This is a genomic window from Oceanobacillus caeni, assembly GCF_019037185.1.
GTDB classification, from domain to species: Bacteria; Bacillota; Bacilli; order Bacillales; family Amphibacillaceae; genus Oceanobacillus; species Oceanobacillus caeni.
In genome coordinates this window covers 49120-70983 of record NZ_JAHHXM010000015.1, presented here as the reverse complement: position 1 = coordinate 70983, position 21864 = coordinate 49120, and the positions used below count along the sequence as shown (strand labels likewise).

General features: G+C 37.1%; 18 protein-coding genes, 1 rRNA gene and 1 pseudogene. 9 read left to right on the top strand and 11 right to left on the bottom strand.

The features are described 5' to 3' along the window. The 7 genes from KM885_RS10150 to KM885_RS10120 all read right to left on the bottom strand — a co-directional run. Window positions 1-304, bottom strand: a 16S ribosomal RNA gene (locus KM885_RS10150); the annotation flags it as partial. A gap of 884 nt (window positions 305-1188) precedes the next feature. Beyond that, window positions 1189-2178, bottom strand: coding sequence for an asparaginase (locus KM885_RS10145; RefSeq protein WP_052771742.1), 990 nt, complete (start codon window positions 2176-2178; stop codon window positions 1189-1191). Between the two features lie 78 nt (window positions 2179-2256). After that, on the bottom strand, window positions 2257-3750 hold the full coding sequence (locus tag KM885_RS10140) for a tripartite tricarboxylate transporter permease (protein WP_047185681.1): 1494 nt from the start codon (window positions 3748-3750) through the stop codon (window positions 2257-2259). 15 nt (window positions 3751-3765) lie between these two features. Further along, complete coding sequence (locus KM885_RS10135; RefSeq protein WP_047185680.1) at window positions 3766-4218, bottom strand: tripartite tricarboxylate transporter TctB family protein; 453 nt, start codon at window positions 4216-4218, stop codon at window positions 3766-3768. A 240-nt stretch (window positions 4219-4458) separates the two neighbouring features. Continuing rightward, complete coding sequence (locus KM885_RS10130; protein ID WP_060669114.1) at window positions 4459-5475, bottom strand: tripartite tricarboxylate transporter substrate binding protein; 1017 nt, start codon at window positions 5473-5475, stop codon at window positions 4459-4461. 300 nt (window positions 5476-5775) lie between these two features. Continuing rightward, window positions 5776-6477: a transaldolase family protein gene (locus KM885_RS10125; RefSeq protein WP_047185678.1), complete on the bottom strand. Its 702-nt coding sequence runs from the start codon at window positions 6475-6477 to the stop codon at window positions 5776-5778. A 123-nt stretch (window positions 6478-6600) separates the two neighbouring features. After that, window positions 6601-7275, bottom strand: coding sequence for an aspartate/glutamate racemase family protein (locus KM885_RS10120; RefSeq protein ID WP_060669112.1), 675 nt, complete (start codon window positions 7273-7275; stop codon window positions 6601-6603). A gap of 306 nt (window positions 7276-7581) precedes the next feature. On the opposite strand from KM885_RS10120, the gene KM885_RS10115 reads away from it, so the two are divergent. After that, window positions 7582-8829 (top strand): YeeE/YedE family protein, encoded by a 1248-nt coding sequence (locus tag KM885_RS10115; RefSeq protein ID WP_047185676.1) that lies wholly within the window; start codon window positions 7582-7584, stop codon window positions 8827-8829. A gap of 219 nt (window positions 8830-9048) precedes the next feature. Here KM885_RS10115 and KM885_RS18265 read toward each other — a convergent pair. Further along, a pseudogene (locus KM885_RS18265) lies at window positions 9049-9185 on the bottom strand (IS91 family transposase); the annotation flags it as partial. 92 nt (window positions 9186-9277) lie between these two features. Next, window positions 9278-10288: an inositol 2-dehydrogenase gene (iolG, locus tag KM885_RS10110; RefSeq protein ID WP_047185674.1), complete on the bottom strand. Its 1011-nt coding sequence runs from the start codon at window positions 10286-10288 to the stop codon at window positions 9278-9280. Window positions 10289-10722: 434 nt separating this feature from the next. Between iolG and KM885_RS10105 the strand changes: the two genes are divergently transcribed. From KM885_RS10105 to KM885_RS10090, 4 genes are all read left to right on the top strand, one after another. Continuing rightward, window positions 10723-11364: an HAD family hydrolase gene (locus KM885_RS10105; RefSeq protein WP_216883900.1), complete on the top strand. Its 642-nt coding sequence runs from the start codon at window positions 10723-10725 to the stop codon at window positions 11362-11364. Window positions 11365-11551: 187 nt separating this feature from the next. Then, window positions 11552-12496 (top strand): carbohydrate kinase family protein, encoded by a 945-nt coding sequence (locus KM885_RS10100; RefSeq protein WP_047185672.1) that lies wholly within the window; start codon window positions 11552-11554, stop codon window positions 12494-12496. Window positions 12497-12729: 233 nt separating this feature from the next. Continuing rightward, window positions 12730-13983 carry an MFS transporter gene (locus tag KM885_RS10095; RefSeq protein WP_145523792.1) on the top strand — a complete coding sequence of 418 codons (1254 nt, stop codon included), beginning with the start codon at window positions 12730-12732 and terminating at the stop codon, window positions 13981-13983. Further along, window positions 13980-15425 (top strand): glycoside hydrolase family 32 protein, encoded by a 1446-nt coding sequence (locus KM885_RS10090; protein ID WP_216883894.1) that lies wholly within the window; start codon window positions 13980-13982, stop codon window positions 15423-15425. The genes KM885_RS10095 and KM885_RS10090 overlap by 4 nt, the downstream gene beginning before the upstream one ends. A 46-nt stretch (window positions 15426-15471) precedes the next feature. On the opposite strand, the gene KM885_RS10085 is transcribed toward KM885_RS10090, so the two are convergent. Next, a complete protein-coding gene (locus tag KM885_RS10085) occupies window positions 15472-16467 on the bottom strand; it encodes a LacI family DNA-binding transcriptional regulator (protein WP_047185669.1) in 996 nt (331 codons plus the stop codon). A 294-nt stretch (window positions 16468-16761) separates the two neighbouring features. Continuing rightward, window positions 16762-17151 (bottom strand): hypothetical protein, encoded by a 390-nt coding sequence (locus tag KM885_RS10080; protein WP_204798526.1) that lies wholly within the window; start codon window positions 17149-17151, stop codon window positions 16762-16764. Between the two features lie 313 nt (window positions 17152-17464). Between KM885_RS10080 and KM885_RS10075 the strand changes: the two genes are divergently transcribed. The 4 genes from KM885_RS10075 to KM885_RS10060 all read left to right on the top strand — a co-directional run bounded on the left by KM885_RS10075 (window position 17465) and on the right by KM885_RS10060 (window position 21767). After that, a complete protein-coding gene (locus KM885_RS10075; RefSeq protein ID WP_244986976.1) occupies window positions 17465-18286 on the top strand; it encodes a thermonuclease family protein in 822 nt (273 codons plus the stop codon). A 235-nt stretch (window positions 18287-18521) separates the two neighbouring features. Continuing rightward, window positions 18522-19175 (top strand): GGDEF domain-containing protein, encoded by a 654-nt coding sequence (locus KM885_RS10070; RefSeq protein WP_216883891.1) that lies wholly within the window; start codon window positions 18522-18524, stop codon window positions 19173-19175. A gap of 82 nt (window positions 19176-19257) precedes the next feature. Further along, window positions 19258-20442 carry an HD-GYP domain-containing protein gene (locus KM885_RS10065; protein ID WP_216883890.1) on the top strand — a complete coding sequence of 395 codons (1185 nt, stop codon included), beginning with the start codon at window positions 19258-19260 and terminating at the stop codon, window positions 20440-20442. Window positions 20443-20561: 119 nt separating this feature from the next. Further along, entirely contained in the window at window positions 20562-21767 is a 1206-nt protein-coding gene (locus KM885_RS10060) for a peptidase (protein WP_145523797.1), read from the top strand. Window positions 21768-21864: the final 97 nt, after the last annotated feature.

The window sequence follows — 21864 nt, the reverse complement described above, 5'->3', positions numbered from 1 at the left end:
TCGTTGCCTTGGTGAGCCTTTACCTCACCAACTAGCTAATGCGCCGCGGGCCCATCTATAAGTGACAGCTTACGCCGCCTTTCAAACTTCTTATTATGCAATAAAAAGTATTATCCGGTATTAGCTCACGTTTCCGCGAGTTATCCCAGTCTTACAGGTAGGTTGCCCACGTGTTACTCACCCGTCCGCCGCTCTTTCCACTAATTTCATCCCGAAGGGATGAAATTAGTTTCCAGCGCTCGACTTGCATGTATTAGGCACGCCGCCAGCGTTCGTCCTGAGCCAAGATCAAACTCTCCAAAAAAGTTTGTTTAGAATTAACATAATTAATTCTAAGTCTTAGCTTTTAGAAGTTTTACCTTCTATTATCAAAAGAAAACGAGTTTCTTTTATCTTAACATACTGGTTGTTTTGTTCAGTTTTCAAAGAGCAAATTTCCTCGTCGCTTATCAAAAGCAACTCTATTAATATATCATATCGCAAATACTTCGTCAAGGACTTTTTTAGTTCCAAACTATGTTTTTTTGCGATGGAATTATATTATATATAAACTACTTTTAAAAGTCAACGGTTTTTTAAGTTAAATAGAATTATTTTATTCACCAACAGGCTTCCATAACTCCTGCCTTTTTGGCGACAAAAACTATCTTAACATCTTGTTGTTAAAAAGTAAATATATTTTTATTCATTACCACTTTTCCCTTTAAAACCACTCTACTCTCATCATATTAACTATAAAGAAAGGTGTTTAATTAGATAGAGTTTTAAACACGTATTTAAAAAGGAGGATAAAGAAGACTTCCATCAGTGAGGATTTCCCTTCATCCCCCACTGATGGTTACAGGAAGTTGATCTCCCACCTACCTTCTTTGTTCCCCAGAAGCTTGAGGCGGGATAAAAATACAAGTATCTTTGTCCAAATACGGTATTTACCTATTGAAGTGAAAAGTCTATTTTGCGATAACAAAGAGAAAAAGATTAATAATCGTTGTTTTAAATCATATCTTGTTATCATTGCATTCATAACTAGCTTAAAAAACGAAAAACTCTTGGCAGCCAATACTAGCCAAACCAAGAGTTTTGGGTTTATCGAATGTTATTTACATGAAACCACCGTTGTGCATAGAACTGTCTAATCTATGATTCACTATCTGCCCATTTTATTCCTGTCCCCTGGAAGCGAAAAGCTTAATAATCGTCAAACACACGTTGAATTTCCGAAACATCATTAGAAATAGAAAGGGATAACATAAGTAGGATCCGTGCTTTTTGTGGATTCAAGTTATCAGCTGTCACGCAACTAAATTCTTGAAAACTTTCAATCGGAACTACTCTCCCGTCCCCAACCCGACTACTGCGCACCACGATTAATCCATTTTCTACCGCTTCTTTAAGTGCTTCTCCTTCCTGAGCTGAACAGCGACCTGCACCCGTTCCAGCAACAATGATTCCATCATAATTACCGCTATTTAAAATATAACGAATCAAGTCACCATTTGCTCCAGCATAGGAATAAACAATTTCAACAGCAGCCAGTTTTTCTAACGAAAGCTTTGAAAACTGAGAGTTCGTTGTATGCCGTCGTTGTGGTGAGCGATAAAATTGGACTGTTTGATCAGCATCTACATACCCTAGCAACCCTAACGTACCAGATTGAAAGGTTTCTAAACGATACGTACTCGTTTTTGAAACCTCACGTGCGCTATTGATTTCATCATTCATTACAACAAGTACCCCTTTTCCAAATGAAGACGAATTCGCGGCTACACGAATAGCAGCAACTAGATTTGTCCCTGCATCTGAACCAAGTGCCGTAAAGGGGCGTTGAGCTCCAACACATACAACAGGTTTTTCACTGTTAACTGTTAGATGTAGAAAATAAGCAGTTTCCTCCAATGTATTGGTTCCATGCGTGATAACTACTCCGTCATAGTCCGCTTCATTTAGCGCCTCTTCAACGAGTTTTCTCAATTCCAACCAATGCTCCGTTTGTATATGTGTACTACTGAAGTTAGTCAACTGCGTAACATCGACATCTGCTATATTCGAAATTTCAGGTATATGTTTTATAAAATCCTTTCCTGTATAATAACCTGATTGGTAATCCTTTAAATCCATTCTATCTGTTCCACGTGCAGAAATAGTCCCCCCTGTTGCAATAAGTTTGATCTTTTTCATTAAAATCCCCCATATTCTACTCTAATAATATGATGAAGGAAAAACTTCTCCTGCTTTCTTACTAATTTATGTTGACGATCATTTTGTACTTTTTCTTTTTTCCCTAAAGTCTTTTACAATTGGAACGAGTAAAGATAGGAAAGCAATGAACAACAAGACAGCTGCGACTGGGCTTGTTACAAAAATAGAAAGACTTCCATTTGAAATGGTTAATGATTGACGAAATGCTTGTTCCATCATGCTCCCTAGAATAAATGCTAACAAAAGTGGTGCTGCTGGAAACTGAATCAAACGCATAACATAACCAATAATTCCAAATGCCAATAATATATATAAATGGAACGTACTAAAGTTAACGGCATAAACACCGATGATACAAAAGAAGATAACTAATGATATTAACAATGGTCTAGGAACTAACAATATTCTCGATATATACGGGATTAATGGTAAATTCAAGATTAATAGAATGACATTGCCAATATACATACTTGCAATCACACCCCAGAACACATCGGTATGATCTGTCATCAATAACGGTCCAGGTTGGATTCCTAGAACGATCAATGCCCCAAGCATAACAGCAGTCGTACCCGAACCCGGGATGCCTAGGCTTAACAATGGAACAAACGCACCGTTATTCGCAGCATTATTTGCTGTTTCAGGAGCTGCTACTCCTTTTATCGACCCTTTTCCGAATTCCTCTGGATTTTTAGATATTTTCTTCTCAAAAATATAAGCGAGAAAAGAAGATATAGTTCCGCCAGCACCTGGTAAAACGCCAACTAGAAAGCCAAGAACTGACTGTCTTCCCATTGTTGGAGCCAACTCTTTATATTCTTTCTTCGTAATCTTAAGACTTCCTATCTTCTTCATATCTTTTAATTTAGCACTTCTGTTCAGAATAAGGGATGTCACTTCAGCAAGAGCAAATAATCCTAATGCGATAACAATAAAGTCTATTCCTTCCATAAGATGTGGGGTACCGAAAGTGAATCTTGGTGTACCAGTTTGGTCATCAATCCCAATTGTTGCAATCATAAGTCCAATGACACCTGAAAGTAGTGCCTTAATCGTCGACCCTTCCGAAAGACTGGCAATCGCCATTAACCCCATCAACATAAGTGCAAAATATTCCGGCGGTCCAAATGAAACGGCAACATTGGCAAGCAATGGCGCAAAAAGCGTTAAAAATATAACACTAATCGTTCCCCCAACAAACGATCCAATGGCAGCAATGGCAAGGGCTTTTCCAGCTTTTCCTTGCTTCGCCAATGGATATCCATCAAACGTTGTCGCTGTAGCTTCTGAAGTCCCTGGGGCATTTAACAAAATCGACGCTGCTGCCCCGCCATAAGCTGCACCATAATAAACACCGGCCATTAAAAGTAGAGCGATTGCCGGATTCATCCCATATGTAATAGGAATCATGACGGCAATGGCTGTAATCGGACCAAGTCCCGGTATCATACCAATAATCGTTCCGGTCGAAACACCGATGAATACAAACAATAAACCTTGCATACTAAAGGCAACTTCAAATCCTTGGACTAGTCCTTGAAAAACATCCATAATGCTACCTCCCTTTTAAAACGGCAATATCCCAGACGGCAGTTGTATTTGTAAGAACGAATCAAATAACAAATAAACGAAAGTAGGGATAACGAGTGAAACGATACCATTTATTACATACTTTTTGTAACCAAGAAACATCGAGCAGAAAAAAAGAAATAGAACACTAACTAGAACAAAGCCAATTATTTCTAAGAGGGAAATATATATTACAATAAGGCCGATAACGCCTAAGACAATGGGTAATTCTTTTTTCGGTATCCGTTCATCGTCTTCTTTCTTTTCCTGATCTTTGGTAAAATAAAGAATGCCAGCCAAAATCAACAATAGAACTCCCAGACAAATTGGTACCAAATCAGAATCAACCGGTACATAAGCATACTTTGGAAGCCGGAAGCTTAGGATGAGATAAATAATTCCAAGAAGAATTAAAAAGATAGATACCTTTTTATTCGTTGTATTGAACATTTTTACACCACCTTATTTACTGTTTTCATGGAAGGTTGTAATTCTCCAAGCATTCTTCGCTAAAGAACAGTTTGTACCACCTTTGAAAAGAAAGAGGCTGGAACAAAAGTGTTTTTTATTAAATAAAATCTGAACATGATTGGTCATATAAACCCCTTCGGAAATATACTCAGCTTAGTGCGTAGTTCGTTTTTTTCATTTAAATTCCTTAGTTATGTCCCGACCTCTTTTTTTAAACTATTATTTTCCAAGCCCTAATTCATCTAACAATTGTTTTGCTTCTTCTCTTTGTTCATTTAGAAATGTTTCATATTCCTCTCCACTCATAAACATTTCATCCCAACCATATTGCTGACGAATATCAGACCACGCCTCGGAATCACTTAATTCTTTAAATTTCTCAACATAATATTGAACAGCCTCTTCGTCCATATCTGAGGGACCGAAGAAACCTCTCCAATTAACAAATGAAGAATCGATTCCTTGTTCTTTAACCGTTGGATAGTCCGAAATAACTTCTCCCTCTAAACGCTCTTCCGAAGTAACCGCTAACACTTTTACCTTTCCTGCTCGAACTTGTTGCACGGTTTCAGCAACCCCTGTGGAAAAAACATCAACACTACCATTCAATAGGGCCGTAAGTTCTCCACCGTCTTGTTCGGATACATATTTAATCTTCTGGATATCAACACCCGCTGCTTTAGCAACTTTTACAAATTGGATATGATCCATACTTCCCGGAGAAGAAGAACCGATTACAGTAATACTGGAAGGATCCGCCTTCATATCCTCGAATAAATCATTTAAGTCTTCCCATTCAGAATCTGCTCTTACAACAAATGCTCCATAGTCCGCAATCAAATTTGCAATTGCTGTGAAGTCTTCATGATCATACTCAGATTGTCCATTCAAGGGAACGTCTATTAATGGTGGTGAGGCTACAAACAAATGATGTGGATTACCTGCTTTTCCCGCAACATATGCCCATCCTACAGCACCACCTCCACCAGTTTTATTAACGACCCCTATATCTTGATCAATAATTCCTTCTTCGTTAAATACCTTCGCAGCCATACGAGCTGTCGTGTCCCAACCGCCTCCTGCACCAGATGGAGCAACAAATTCTATGGATTTTTCCGGAGACCAGCCCTCATCTGAGTCAGAACCCGATTTTTCATTTCCCGTTTTTTCACCTGAGCATGCTACAATGAACAAAGTCAGAAATGAAAAACATAAGATTAAAATAAATCGTCTCACTAAAACTCCCCCTCACTTCATTTTTTTGTAAATGCTTCTCTTTTTTCGAAAAACTATTCGTTTAAAATCTAAAGTTCAATATATTGTAATAATATAATTATAATACTCAATTTTCCCTTTATTACAAAAATATCTCTTGCCCGATAAATAATAAAATCAGAAGCGATTTTTTAACACTAAAGAGAACATCCATTCCATGATTATATAAAAAAGAAGGCATTCGCTATTAGACTTGGCGAATACCTTCTTATTACAGAAAAGAATAATTATTTTTTGTCCCTAAGACCAACACTCTCACACTTAATATGTTTCCACCTTTATATTTGTATTAATTAAGTTCGTACAATTTTCACCAAACGTAGCTTTCCATTGTTGTTTCCATTCACCTACTTCCGCTTCCGTATCCGTAAATGCGAATAACGTTTCAAGCATATGAGAAGGCACGGAGAGCGCTCTTACACCAGCCAACGCAGAATCATAGATTTCACGTTCATGATGAAAACCTTCTGCTATAATTTGACATAGCCATTCATCATGAAGAAACATTTGAACCATATCTTCTATAGCTTGTACACCATTACCAGTTAAGTTATCGAATCGGTTAACATTCAAGGAAACATATTTTGCTCCAGCCTCGGCTGCCATGAGTGCTTGAAAAGGTGTATAAATCGTTGTTGCTAGAGTTGGGATATTTTCATGTGTTAATTGTTTGATTGCCTTTATTCCTTCGTTTGTAGCAGGAATGGTCAGAATTCCATTACCCGAAACAGCCTCCAATAGGTATCTCCCTTCTTCCACCATTTCTTCTGCTATATCACCTAAAGCTTGGACGAAGATTTCCTTTTTATCACCAATCATCGTGCAAATTTCTCTCAACACTTCTAAATACGGTTTTCCTTCATTTGCAAGAACTCTTGGATTTGTTGTTACTCCGGTAATTGGATATTGATCCTTTAATTGTTCAACTTCCTTAACATCTGCTGATTCGATATACAATTTCATTGATACGTACCTCCTAAAATAAGATGGATTTCAACTCTTTTTTCTATTTAAAGTACGTCTTTCTTTTTTCTGTTTACCCAAATAGCAGGTTTGGAAAACGTTTGAATCATTAAAGGTTCTTTTTTAAAATTCCCCTCCACGATATCTTTTCGCTAAGCGGATGATGGCTTCCGCACTCACTTGTGGTCCGGTTAGAACATTATGGAAGGTCTCATTGTCTGATTTAACTGCTCTCGCCATTGAATATTGGGCAAGTACTGTCATTCCTTTGTTTTCATTTTCTTTAATGGCATCACGGATCAGTTGGTCGTGCAGCTTCCCATTCCCGTTTTGCAGAGCATTAAACGCTTGTGGAATAATACGGACTTGAACCGTAACATCTTTGCCTTTTTTTAGAGCTATTTCCTGAATGACCTTTTTGGTAGTAGGCCCAGCTGCTTTGACCGTAGCAATAACAAATATGTTCTTACTTAACTCGACAGCTTTTTCTAACATACTAATATCAGAACTTAATACTGGAACTGGTACTAATTCAGCAATTTTGGGAACATATGGAGTAAAGGTTGAGCACGTAAACTGAATAGCGTCTACTTGACTCTCAACAGCTTTTCCTGCTAATTCACTCAGACGCATAACCATTCTTGTTGTTACCGTATTTGTTTCGTTAAGTTCGTAAATGATCCCCTCATCCATGAAATTCACAAGTTCAAAATCATCTTCAATAGTAGAAAATGCGTCAAGTATAGGTCTTACAGAATTGATTGTCGCATGAATGAGACCGATTCTTAATTTCTTCAATAGACTCTCCCCCTTCTCATTTAATCAAACTCACAACCTTTATTAAACCTATCCAATGAAAAACTAGAGATATCTAAAGCGAATGATCCATTTTCTATCATTTCACTAAGAATCTCTCCAATCACACTTCCAAACTAAGGCATTCGCCCAAAAGTTTGGCGAATGCCAGGTTTTCCAATATCTAGAAATTATTCGGACCCTTCCCATACCTCATTCATTTCTAATATCCCATTGACTTTTTAACATAGAAAGCGTAAACTAAAAAATCATAACATACTAAATTGATAGGGATTAGGGGTGTTTAAAATGTCTACACAGGCACAACCAATTTCCGAACAAACAGCAACAACGGAAAAGGCTCCAAATCTGAATCCTCCACAGAAAAAACTGGTGGCAGGTGGAATCACCGTTGCATTCATTCTTACCATTTATTTAGCAGCCACGCAACATGTCGTTCAGCCATTGTTATTATTGATCGGGCTGCTGCTTGGATATACGTTGTTTCATGCACGTTTTGGCTTTACATCCGCTTTTCGGAGACTCGCTTCGGTAGGTAATGGCCAGTCCCTTCGTGCGCATATGTTCATGCTGGCGATTGCATGTACATTATTTGCACCTATTTTGGCATTTGGGTATTCCTTTTTCGGTGGAACGCCTTCTGGTAATATTTCGCCAATCGGTATCAGCCTGATTGTCGGAGCCTTTATGTTTGGCATCGGCATGCAGCTTGGCGGGGGCTGTGCCTCTGGTACACTTTACTCAGTTGGTGGTGGCAGAACCGTTATGTTTATTACCCTGTTGTTTTTTATTATCGGTTCGACCATTGGTGCTGCTCACTCCACATTTTGGATGGAAGATTTACCGTCGGTAGAACCTTTCTCACTTGCAACGTCAACAGGGCTAGGTTACGGGGGAGCTTGGGCAGTTTCCTTAATGATTTTTGCCATCATTGCCTGGATAACCATTTTTATTGAGAAAAAACGGAAGCCTCCTAAAATGGCGCCACTTCCTTCTGAAAAAGGATGGAAACGAATTTTCCGAGGTTCTTGGCCTCTTTTCGCAGCTGCTGCAGCACTAGCTGTTTTAAACGCTCTTACATTGCTCACCCGTGAGAAACCATGGGGCGTTACTGCAGCATTTACACTGTGGGGTTCGAAAGTAGCAGAAGCACTTGGCTTTAATGTGGAAAGCTGGGGCTACTGGGCGGGAAATACAGAAGCTCTCCATGCTTCTATTTTCGCTGATACGACAACCGCTCTTAATTTCGGTGTTATCTTAGGAGCTTTCATTGCTTCCGCAGCAGGAGGATTATTCAAGTTTACGAAGATTACCAAAGGAAACACTGCTGCTTCTATTATCGGCGGTCTTTTGATGGGTTATGGCGCACGTCTTGCTTTTGGTTGTAATGTCGGCGCTTATTTCAGCGGTATCGCTTCCTTTAGTGTCCATGGTTACATTTGGGGTGTGATGGCACTTGCGGGCACCTTCCTTGCTTTATATTTGCGTCCGTTATTTGGTCTTTCGGTGCCAAAACCACACGATTCATTTTGCTGAAAACTGGGACGATACAAGCAGATTCCTGTAGTTATTTCAACAAATGAAGCCAACGAACTTCATAAAGGGCAGGAAGCTCTTCTTCCTATTGATAATAGAAAAACACGGGAATCCCCGTGTTTTTTCTATTTTAAGTATTGTTTGACATCTTCTATTATTTCAAATTCACCCATACGATTCATGATTGTTTTCCAACGTACTTAATCCTTGTTCGTGTATTTTTTTCTTTATAGGTACATGGCGAACATCATGACCCCCCTCACAAACGAAGAGTTTGAAACCATTTTCAGGATCTCCACAATCATGAAATCCCTCTACCTTCTTAGTGACAATTGACGAATTCTCTCTCCATATTTTAATATCTACCACAGCCAAAAAGACTGTGGTAGGGGGAAATTTTTATACTATCTTTTTAAAAAAGAGCATCCTATCAGGAAGCTCTTTAATATTAATCCACCAATTTAACTTTAACTGGCACTCCAGTTTTTAAAGATTCATTCGCTGCAGCTGCAATACGTTGAGCCATGATTCCATCTCGGAATGAACATGAAACCTCTTTGTCATTGCGGATAGCATCGAAGAATTCAGAAGTCTCTTTAATATAAGCGTCATTATATCTTTCTAGGAAGAAATGTAGTGGATTGTCACCTTTCACTCCATCTTTAGAAGATACTTCAACCGTTGATTCTAGTTCATTTTGAGCTGTTGCAGCACCGTTTGAACCGAATGCTTCAATTCGTTGGTCATACCCATAAACCGCTTGACGGCTATTATCGATAACACCCATTGCACCATTAGCAAATTTCAATGAAACAATTGCAGTGTCAATATCTCCTAGTTTACCAATTTCAGGGTTTACTAGAGAAGCACCTTGTACGTAAACCTCTTCTACTTCTGAACCCGAAATGTAACGTACGATATCAAAGTCATGAATAGCCATGTCCATGAACAGGCCGCCAGAAGTTGGAATATATTCTAATGATGGGGGCTCAGGGTCTCTTGATGTTACTTTAAGGATGTGAAGATCTCCAATTTCTTTTGTTTCTACTAACCTGCGAACCTTGGAGAAGTTACGGTCAAATCTTCTGTTAAATCCGATTTGGAATTTAACTCCAGCTTTTTTAACTGCTTCATATGCCTCAAGAGTCTCTTCATCAGAGAAACTAATTGGTTTTTCACAGAAAATGTTTTTGCCAGCCGCTGCAGCTGCTTTAATAATTTCAATATGTGTATTGGTTGGAGAACAAATCATAACTACGTTGATTTCAGGGTCATTGATAATATCCTCGTAGTTCTTCGTTATTTCTTCCACACCAGAGGTTTCGAACCATTCCCCTAAATGATCGGCGAATACATCAGAAACCATTTTCACGCGAACATTTGCCATATTTCTCATGTTATTTATATGTAGTTTACCGATTCTACCAGCACCAACTACGCCAACAACGATATCTGCCATTCTCATTTCTCCTTTTGATAGAGTTACAGCTTTTTTAGTAAATATATGGCTGTTTCTCTCCTGTTTATCAAATTATTATTTTTTGATTTAACTTAGGTAGTTTATTCATAAGGGATACACTTTCAACTTAAGTTATGATTATATTTTAATACTGTTAGCGCTTTCGGTCAAGATTAATTGTTAGATTACGATAAACTTTTCATTGTTTTTGATTAACAGTTTATCAATTCGTAAGTTTATTTCAATATTGGATGTTCCTTTTTTGAAAAAATAGATGGAAAAGCAAATTCATGTTGTGTATAATTTCTCTTAATAATTGAAAGATTCCCGTTTGTATAAGAGCGGAAGATATAAAGAAGACTTCCATCAGTGGGGGTACCTTCTTTGTTTCCCATGAAGCTTGAGGTGGGATAAAACTATATACCTATTAAACTATTTTCGACTTTGACGGTCTAATTGTAGACACGGAGACTGCTTGGTATGATGCGTTTAAAGAGACCATGGAATTGTACCATGTAGAGCTACCCCTTGAGCAATTTGTCAAAGGGATCGGTTCAGATGATATTGCTCTCTTTCAATATTTCAAAGAACAACTAGGCGAAAGATACAATCCAGAAGAGATACAAAGTAAAGCTGACCGTATACATAAAGATAAAATGACAAGTCCGCACACACGAGAAGGAGTACGGGATTATTTGGAAGAAGCAAGAAAATTAAATTATAAAATTGCCCTTGCTTCCAGTTCTCCTAAAGATTGGGTAACTCATTATTTAAAAGAACTTCAACTCTTACACTATTTCGATGAATTGATCACTCGAGATGATGTTGAAAATGTGAAACCTGAACCAGATTTATACCTTAAGGCTATAGAAGCTTTAAACATTAGCCCGAAAGAAGCTGTTGCATTTGAGGACTCACTTAATGGGCTCAAAGCTGCCCTGACTGCAGGATTAAAGTGTGTCATCGTTCCAAACCCCGTAACGGATGCATTGCCTTTTGAAAATCATCACCTACGCCTTACATCCATGGCGGAAATGAGTCTATACCGAGTCATCCAACTTATAGATAAAGATTAGTATAAACTAGCAACCGGCCTAGCTCGTTATGAACTAGGCCTTTATTTATTCCTTCACTACGACGTCACTTGCACGGATTAAGGAACAAATGTATCATTTATGAAGATCAAATCATTCTTGTGAGATTCAATTACGAGAAATTATAATGATAGAATCTTCAAGGTATAAACATAAACGAGGTGGAACTATGACAGAGAAAAATGTCTGCTGTATTGGGGAATTATTAATTGACATGTACTGTACAGATGTCGATGTTGCTTTAAAAGATGGTGATAATTTTAAAAAGATGGCTGGTGGCGCCCCAGCTAATGTTGCAGCAACCATAGCTAGATTAGGTGGCAGCGCTTCTTTCGCTGGGAAGGTAGGTAAAGATTCCTTTGGCGACTTTTTAATAGAAACGCTAGAGCAATACGATGTGAATACAAACATGATTAGTAGAGATGAAGCCCTGCCTACAACGATTGCTTTTGTTTCGTTGACAGCTGATGGAGAAAGAGACTTTCAATTTAACCGTGGGGCTGATAAAAACTTAACGATGGCTGATTTGTCAGAGGATCAGATTCTACAGTCAAATGTCATTCATTTTGGTTCGGCAACAGCACTCTTAGAAGGTGAAACACGAAACACTTATTTGAAGTGGATGGATAAAGCGAGTGAAACAGGAATCTATATTTCTTTTGACCCTAACTTTAGACAAGACCTATGGAATAAGAATGAGGAAGAATTTGTGCGTTTATCGAAGGAAGCTATCTCACGTGCAAACTTTGTGAAAGTTAGTCATGAAGAATTAGAGTTAATTACAAATAAAAAGGATGTATCCGAAGGGGTTGCAGAACTTCATCGCCTTGGGGCAGACCTTGTAACTGTAACAATGGGGAAAGAAGGATCGTTCCTATCTAATGGTAAAGAACAAGAAATTGTTCCTAGTATTGAGGTTAAAGCTATTGATGCAACAGGTGCAGGTGATGCCTTTATCGGTGCAGTATTGTATAAGTTTGCTAATTCCGAAATTGACATGGGAGATTTCTCTCAGTTAAAAGAAGTAGTTCGGTTTGCGAATAAAGTTGGGGCAGTTGTTTGTACGAAAATCGGATCCTTGACCGCACTACCAACAATGGAAGAGGTTAAATAGCTTGGATTACAAGAAACACGTTGGGAAAACCTCAACGTGTTTTTTTATTTTCGTAACTAACGGACTGAAATCACTGTGGATGATAAAATGTTCACTCTAATCGGGTAAAAAATTCATTTGACAAATAAACGTATTGACAACCTTTTTGAATCCCTTTACAATAATAAAAGTAAACGATTACGTAAACGATTACCTAAAGAACACGGTAAATTCCTAAAATAGGAGGGAAAAATGTGAAAACTTTTTCTAATAGTAAATACTGGTTTTCGTCTGGCTATTTATTTTTATTCTTTATAACCTGGTCAATCTGGTGGTCTTTTTATGCAATATGGTTAAATAATACGCTTGGCTTAACAGGATCACAGGTAGGAACCATTTATTCTTTTAACTCTGCAGCTGCACTAACTTTTATGTTACTTTATGGCATCATTCAGGATAAATTGGGCATCAAGAAAAATTTAGTCTGGTTTCAAAGTATCATTCTAGTTTTCATAGGGCCCTTCTTAATTTACGTGTATGAACCGTTACTATTAAACAATTTCTATCTAGGAGCGATATTAGGTGCAATTTACCTAGGAGCCGGATTTGTAGCGGGGGCTGGATTTTTAGAATCCTATACGGAAAAAATCAGTCGGGAATACAACTTTGAGTTCGGAAAAGCTAGAATGTGGGGTTCTCTGGGCTATGCCGTGGCTGCGTTTGGCGCAGGGACACTGCTTAGCATTAATCCACATATTAACTTTTGGCTTGCTTCGGTCGCAGGGGTAGCTTTCTTTATATTAAATTTCATATTTAAGGTTGATGCATCAGTTACGGAAGAAAAGAATTCTAGTAAAATTTCTAAAAAAGATTTCATGTTAATCTTTTCAAATAAAGTATTTTGGTTTTTATTGATTTATTTATTTGGTACAGTCTGTATCTATACCGTGTATGATCAACAACTATTTCCTGTCTATTTTGTTCAACAGTTCGCTGATCAAGCAACTGGGAATCAAATTTATGGTTACTTGAATTCTTTCCAAGTATTTGTGGAAGCGCTGTTCTTATTCTTGGCACCATTTATTGTTAATAAATTAGGAGTTAAGCGATCCTTAATATTTGCAGGAAGTATTATGGCAATTCGAATTGTCGGCTCTGCTTTTGTAACGAGTACATTCGGGATTTCATTTGTGAAATTACTTCATGCTGTAGAACTTCCAATTCTATTAATTGCCGTGTTTAAGTATATTGCTATTAACTTTGATTCCAGATTATCAGCTACTGTATATCTCGTTGGCTTCAAAATTTCTAGTGAGCTAGGCGTCATTGTTTTTTCAGCACTGGTTGGATATATTTATGACTTAACAACCTATGAAACTACCTTTTATATACTCGGTTCCATTGTATTTATTTTTGTCATCATGGCTGTTTTTACATTAAGTAAAGATGATAAAACTTCAACAGAGAAAATAAATAAAACTATAAATAAGGGAGAGAACTTAGCTTGAATAATCACAAAAAAGCAATCGACAAGGCAAACACATATATCGAAGAAAAAATAAAGGAAAAACAGGAAAGAACATTTCAACCGTCTTATCACTTTACAGCACCTGTTGGTTGGCTTAACGATCCAAATGGATTAATCCAACATAAAGGTATATATCATTTATTTTATCAGTTCCATCCATATTCAGAAGACTGGGGACCTATGCATTGGGGACATGCGACTAGTAAAGATTTAGTCTATTGGGAACATCAACCCGTTGCACTAGCACCATCCGAAGATTATGAACTAGGGAAAGCTGGAGAAGGATATGGCTGTTTCTCGGGAAGCGCAGTTACAAACAATGACCAACTAGTACTTTTTTATACAGGACATATTGATAGTAAAAATCCAAAAGAAGTCCAATGCATGGCGACTACAGAGGACGGGATTCATTTTGAAAAACCTGCAATAAATCCAATCATTCCAAACCCACCAGAAACACTAAGTGCAGATTTTCGTGACCCTAAAGTTTGGGCTTATGATGGAGTTTGGTACATGGTTGTTGGAACAAGTGAAGAGGGTCACGGCGGTGCAGCTGTTTTCCAATCAAAGGATTTAATGGATTGGCAGTATTGTGGACTTGCCGCTAAAAGTGACGGAACATTAGGAGATATGTGGGAATGTCCGGATTTATTTCCTATCCAACATAAACATGCCTTGGTTGTGTCGCCAATGAATATGAATGGTGGAAAGAATATTATGATGGTTGGTGACATGGATTATAAACTCCACCGGTTTACGAAAGATTATTTTGTTGAAGTTGACGAAGGCTTTGACTTCTATGCCGCTCAGACGTTTTTAGATGAAAAAGGAAGACGTATATTAATTGCATGGATGGATCAGTGGGAAACAGAATTCCCTACTAAGAAAGAGGGATGGGCTGGTGCTATGACAGTACCTCGTGTCGTTTCGCTTAATGATGAAGGGGAGGTGCGGTTCCAACCAGTGGAAGAGTTACAGCTTTTACGGAAAGGAAAGGAACAGCACAAACATGTGGAACTAACTCATTCCTTTACACCTGAGACTAGCGGCCAATCATTAGAATTGAAAGTAAACTTTGACCTTTCTAATACGAATAGTGAAGGAATTGGATTACATGTCTTAAAGTCAGAAGATGGGAAAGAGTACACCGAGATCAAATATGATACTAGTTCTGGCGAAGTACTGGTTGATTTAAATAGAGCGGGACAAGTTTCAGGTATTGCTTCAGCTAAGATAAAGGAATGCGATGAACTATCACTTCACATATATGTCGATCGTTGTTCAGTAGAGGTATTCATAAATGATGGAGAAAAAGTGATTACAAATCGCGTTTACCCGGATAAAGGAAGTAATCGTATAGAACTTTTTGCAGACAGTACAGTGAATGTTAGTGACCTGCAAATATGGAGCCTTGAGAAATAAAAGATTTTAATAAAAGTAGCCAGTTTTACGTATAAACTGGCTACTTTTATGTTGATTTTCTTTTAATTAACGTTGGCTTTAAAACCGTTTGTATAGGTTCATTATCTGGTGATTCAATACGTTCAAGAATGATGTTTGCTGCCTCTACTCCCATTTGATAGGCTGGTTGTTCTACTACTGTTACGGATGGGGAGATGATTTGTGTCCATTCCGTATTATCAAAAGTTATTACCGCGATATCTTCGGGAATCGAGATATCATGTTCTACTAAGTAGTGCATAATTCCTGTTGTAAGAACATTATTTGCCGAAAAAACAGCATCCAAACCTTGCTCGATTAATTTAGAAGCTATTTGATAACCGTCTTCATAAGTAGGTCTACTTATAAAGATTCTATCTTCCAAATCTGCTTCAGGTTGTAGTATGTCCCGGAATCCCTGCAAGCGTTCCTTAGCTGTGCTAATCGATAAATCAGCCCCAGCAAAACCAATACGACGATAACCACTTTCCTTCAGATATTGGATAGCTTCAACAGTTCCCCTATAAGAATCAATAGTTACAGAGTCTCCATCATATCCATTTGGGATTCGATCAATGAGAACTAATGGATGGTCTTCTTCTAAATAGTCCTTTAGTTCATCAAAATCATGACATGTTGTAGCTAAAATAATCCCATCTGTAATTTGATGATTTAATAACTGAACCTGCTCTATTTCATGCTCAAAGTCTTCTTTTGAGTTACTGATAATAACATGATAACCTCTTTTTCTCAAAGTCTCTTCTAGTCCTTCTGCAATGGACATGAAGAATGTCTTTGAAGTATCTTCTTTATGAACAGGAATGATAAATCCAATTGTATTCGTTTTTGAACTTCTTAAACTCCGTGCTGCATGGTTAGGACGATAGTTTAATTGTTTCATTGCATGTAAGACTCGATCTGTTGTCTCATCTGAAACATAACGGGTCTTATTTATAACATGAGAGACTGTTGCTGTTGAAACACCAGCAACTTTAGCTACGTCTTTAATTTTAACTTTTGACAATTGAATTACCACCTATAAATATATGTATGCATTCTGCTGAAATGGTCGTTCCTATAACGCGGAACTACTTATATTATTATACGTCAAAAATATTTGTTTTCCATCAAAAAGAGATTGAGAATCATAGAATTTATAATCGAAGGGACATAAAGAAGACTTACTTCAGCGGGGGGTTCCTTCATCCCCCACTGATGGTTAGGCGCACTTATTGGACCTTTACAGGAAATTAATCTCCCACCCACCTTCTTTGAGATAGGATAAAAAAAGCAAGATATCCCACAGTCTCGCTTTCCATCAGGTAGAAGAACCTACCCTACTATTTCTTGAAGATATAATCACAAGTGAAATCACCAACAAAATACCTACAACCTGCACAACGACTGGATAATGAAAAACCTTGATCGTATAAAATTCAATTACAATCGCAAGGCTAGTGATTTGCAGCAAAGTAAATAAAAGCTTATGAATTGGTTCACGATTCGTTTCCTTTTCGATCACCGTAAAGGCTATATAAGAGAATCCACAAGCTGCAAGTAACATGATGATCCCTATGTTACTATAAGGATAATAAAAGCTCGGTACACTAGTGAAATCATATGCCATGAGATAATTTTTGCCGATTACATACATCACAGCGAAAACAATAATTCCAATTAACTGGTACATTACTCTTCTATTCAACATCTATACACTCCTTATCATAAAAGAACATAAATTTCCTTCATGTCCTATCCTATTTTTGATAACAGTTTTCCCTATTACATTAGAATCGATACTTTAAGGATTTAAGTTATCCCATTATATGACACAAGTTTTTTCCTAGAATGACTTAATTTTGTGGTACCTTCTATGTCCACCCAGAAGATTGAGGTGGAAGTCAACTCATTTTCTTTCAAAAAAACTAAACCGAAATCGGGTAAAAAGTACTCTATTCCTTCTTCTAACATTGGTGTTAAACTAGTAAAAGTGAAAAACTGACTTAAAGGAATAGGAGATTTTGAAAAAATTACGAAACATCATTGCCCTTTTTATCATTCTATTAGCCGGATGTAGTATGGAAGGGGCTGGGTTAGATACCGATTTTACGAATCAAACAGAAAAAGCAGAAACACAGGAAGAGCCGGTAGTAGAGAATGAAACCTCTCCAGCCGATTCCAAAAATGCCCAAGAAACTAGCACCGACAAAAAATTAGTAAACGTCCAATTAGTCAAACCAATTGATGGCGATACCATCAAAGTTAACATCGATGGCAAAGAAGAAAATGTACGATTTTTATTAGTTGATACACCTGAAACAAATCACCCACGATTAGGGGAACAGCCCTATGGACAGGAAGCGAAAGATTTTACTAGAAAAATGGTAGAAAGTGGACAAGTGCAATTAGAATTTGATATTTCGCATCGAGATAAATATCAAAGATTGCTAGCTTATGTCTATGTCGATGGCGTTTCCGTGCAAGAGGAATTATTAAAAAATGGATTGGCGAGAGTCGCATATATTTATGAACCTAACACGAAATATGTGGACCAATACAACGAAATACAAAAAGAAGCGCAGCAACAAGCTATTGGGATATGGAGTGTAGAAAATTACGCAACAGACCGTGGCTTTGATGCATCTGTTATCAACTCTCCTAAAGAAGAGAAAGAACCTTCCAGCAACTCAAGTAGTTGCGATATTAAAGGAAACATAGCAAAGGATGGAGAGAAAATCTATCATATGCCAGACCAACAATTTTATGAGGTGACGAAACCGGAAGAAATGTTTTGCACGGAACAAGAAGCTGTAGATGCTGGGTTTAGGAAATCAATGCGGTGATAACCCCTACTTCATAAACAAGCCATAGCCTCTCATGGCTTGTTTTCTTATTTTATTTCTTCTCCCCTATTTTATTTGGTGATCATAGTACAATTTTACCATGATACTTTTTGCATATTTTAATATAATAGTATTGTATGATGGTTTTTATGGTAGTTTTTTACTTTTTAGCAGATAGGACAACCAAATTTATGTCGTGGGATAATCACCGTCTTATTGTCCCAAAGGAGAACATATGGAATATTACGGTAGGTTTATTTTATTAATTTTGTCGTTGACTTCTGCATCAGTATATTCGATAGTAGGAAGAGTTGATATCATTCTTTTCACTATCTTTACATTCATACATGCAGGTTTTTCATGGTTTATTGGAGGTTGGTATGATAAGTTCAGATACCTATCCTATCATGACCCGCTAACCGGTGTTTATAATCGCAGGTATGCCTATATCTATTTTGAAAAGCAGTTAAAACGTGCAAAACGCAAGAATGAAAGAATAGGAATTTTAAATATTGATATAGACAATTTTAAAATGATTAATGATTCCTATGGCCATCATTATGGTGACTTCATTTTGCAACAATTATGTAGGTCGATTACGAAAAATATTCGTAAAGAGCACATACTTGTTCGCTGGGGCGGAGATGAATTTATTGTATTACTTAATAATATGGATTGTACATCTGCACAAAATCTGATTAATCAAATGAACGAGTCGATTAGGGCCGAGTTGAACCATTGTCAAGAATCTAATAAATCAGGTGTAACTTTATCCATCGGTCATGCCATCTATCCAGAAGACGGGCAAAATATTTCAGAATTATTATTGATTTCCGATAAACGAATGTATCAAATAAAATCCAATACTGTGGAAGTTAGCCCATCATGAGTCAAGTATACTCCCATCGTCCTACAGTCAATCGGAACAACATTCATCCGGCCACTCCATCGTTGGTTAGTGAGGTAAATAGATGAAAAATATGTCATTATTACAAGAAGAAAAAAGGGCTACCTTATTATTTATGTGGTTATTTTATATTGTATTCTTTTTATATGATATATTTTATTATAATTTTTTACCCTTTTTTCCATGGGCATTAGAATTACCCGATAAGATTTGGTACTATTTAAGTTTCGTTAAACATTTCATCATTATCTGTCTTATCCCTGTTACCATATATTTCTTTAAAAAGGGTAAACCTGAAAATGTAAAATATATTCTCGTTATCACCTATTTAATCACAAACTTAGTGACTGATATTTATTATTACTTTGGTAATCAGGAATCATATAGTAGTGGTAATTTAGTAGAAGTAGTGATTATATTATTTTCTCCTATTTTTATCAATAAGCGGTTTTTCTATCTAGTTACATTGGGAATTATCTTAAAGTACATAGTGGTAGGAGTATTCATACAAGACCCTGTCGTATTCTTTCCTGTTATTCTCAATATCTTATTAGCTTTTATTGCCTATATGCTTCTTCATCGTTTTTTAATATATGTACAGGCACTGAAAGATTCTTACAATGAACAATTAGCGGGAATTGTTAAAGGAGTAATTGCCACTTTGGAGTTAAAAGACCCTTATACTCGTGGTCATAGTGAACGCGTAGCAGAATACGCAATAAGTCTAGCAAAAGCAACCGAACAAGTGAAAGAATCCAATTATAATCATTTTTATTATGCGTGTCTTTTACATGACATCGGTAAAGTGAATATTCCCGACTCCATTCTGACAAAATCTAGTAAACTAACAGATGAAGAATATGTAATCATTAAAACTCATCCCGTTGTGGGGGCGAAAGCAATTAAAGATGTAGAAGGTATTGCTGATCATATCGCTGTAGTTTATCATCACCATGAAAGATGGGATGGCAAGGGGTATCCAGATGGACTTAAAGGAGAGGAAACACCTCTTGTTGCAAGAATCACAGCTATTGCAGATGCTTTTGATGCGATGACTTCTACAAGGTCATATCGACCAGCACTTCCTTTTGGTGAAGCTTATCAACGTGTTATAGATGGCAAAGGAACGCAATTTGATCCTAAATTAGTAGAAACTTTTAAACAAGTGTATCCAGATTGGATGACAATCTTTAAAAAATATAATAAAGACCAATCTTTAAAGGAGGGTAGCAACCATGAAAATCCGTAAACTAAAAAAAGTTAAAGCAACATGTTGGTGGTGTTTCATCATTCCAAAAGGTTAAGTAGTTTTAGATATAGGGTGCATTTGCATCCTATTTTCATTTCTAAAGAACGGTGGTGAAAGGCTTGAAATTATCATTAGAATCGCAAATCACCCTATATCCATTGTCCATTCAAAAAGATAGGAAGAATTATATCGTGGAGGAACCTGTTTCTGGTGATTTTTTTGAAATGCCGGAGATTTGTATTGATGCAATTGAAAGGATAAATGATGGGCAACTATTAGGTGAAATCGAAAGTAAATTACAGAAAAAGTATCCGAAAGAAAAAGTAGATATAATTGAATTTGGCGGGCAGCTAATGGAATTGGGTCTCATTCAAGAGGTAAATGGAGAAAAAGTCAAGCAAGTAAAGGAAATACAATCTTCAGGTGGATTTACATGGATCCCCCCTCGAGTTGGACGTTTCTTTTTTAATAGGGTTACGAATAAGATTTATCTCATCCTATTAATGGTTAATATCTCACTTATAGTGTGGAATCCCGAACTCTTCCCCCATTATCAAGATATATTTCTGTTCCATTCCATGATGCTCAATATCATCACCTATATGTTTATCTCGCTATTCTTTATCATCATTCATGAATTTGGGCATATCCTTGCTATCCGTTCCTACGATTTACCAACTAAATTGGATATCGGGAATAGACTTATTTTTGTCGTTTTTGAAACAGACCTAACCTCAGCTTGGAAATTGGCGCCAAAGCAAAGAAACATCCTATACTTTGCCGGAATGGCTTTTGAACAAACAATCGTTTTTATCGTCCTAACAATACAACTCCTCTTCCCCAGTGCGAACGGTATTTTTATAGGCATTCTTGGCATTATCGCATTGGATATTGTTATTAAAACCTTGTACCAATGTTGTTTCTATATGAAGACAGATGTCTATTATTTTATTGAAAATATAACGGGATGCTATAACTTACTGGAACGCGGCAAGCAGTTTTTAAGTAAATGGATCCCATTTTTAAAGATTGATTCTAATGAGACAGAACCATTCGAGGGAGAGTGCAAAGTTGTTCGTATTTATAGTGCATTTTATATCGGCGGGATGCTGTTAACCCTTAGTTTATTTGTTTTTTACTTTGTACCACAGGCCTATTATGCTTATTCGCAAGTTTTTTCTAATTTACTCCGGTCGACAAATTCATTAGCATTCTGGGATGCTATAGCTTTTCTCGGACAAACTGTACTTTTACTAATCTTATTCCTCTACGCTAAAAAAAGTCGGGGGAACAGGTCTCGCGTTCCATTTCGAGGTAAAAGGTAAATTGTTGTTCAAAATCAGCTTAAAAATAATAGCTGTAGAAACTTAGTTCAAAGAAGAAATAAGGGTACAAGTTTAATAATTTTCCCATGAAATCCTA

What these genes read in the sequence shown, in the direction of transcription:
- KM885_RS10145 (WP_052771742.1), bottom strand. Translation starts at nt 2,178, where the DNA reads ATGAAAAAGATCAAACTTATTGCAACAGGGGGGACTATTTCTGCACGT.
- KM885_RS10140 (WP_047185681.1), bottom strand. Translation starts at nt 3,750, where the DNA reads ATGGATGTTTTTCAAGGACTAGTCCAAGGATTTGAAGTTGCCTTTAGT.
- KM885_RS10135 (WP_047185680.1), bottom strand. Translation starts at nt 4,218, where the DNA reads ATGTTCAATACAACGAATAAAAAGGTATCTATCTTTTTAATTCTTCTT.
- KM885_RS10125 (WP_047185678.1), bottom strand. Translation starts at nt 6,477, where the DNA reads ATGAAATTGTATATCGAATCAGCAGATGTTAAGGAAGTTGAACAATTA.
- KM885_RS10115 (WP_047185676.1), top strand. Translation starts at nt 7,582, where the DNA reads ATGTCTACACAGGCACAACCAATTTCCGAACAAACAGCAACAACGGAA.
- iolG (WP_047185674.1), bottom strand. Translation starts at nt 10,288, where the DNA reads ATGGCAGATATCGTTGTTGGCGTAGTTGGTGCTGGTAGAATCGGTAAA.
- KM885_RS10100 (WP_047185672.1), top strand. Translation starts at nt 11,552, where the DNA reads ATGACAGAGAAAAATGTCTGCTGTATTGGGGAATTATTAATTGACATG.
- KM885_RS10080 (WP_204798526.1), bottom strand. Translation starts at nt 17,151, where the DNA reads ATGTTGAATAGAAGAGTAATGTACCAGTTAATTGGAATTATTGTTTTC.
- KM885_RS10070 (WP_216883891.1), top strand. Translation starts at nt 18,522, where the DNA reads ATGGAATATTACGGTAGGTTTATTTTATTAATTTTGTCGTTGACTTCT.
- KM885_RS10065 (WP_216883890.1), top strand. Translation starts at nt 19,258, where the DNA reads ATGAAAAATATGTCATTATTACAAGAAGAAAAAAGGGCTACCTTATTA.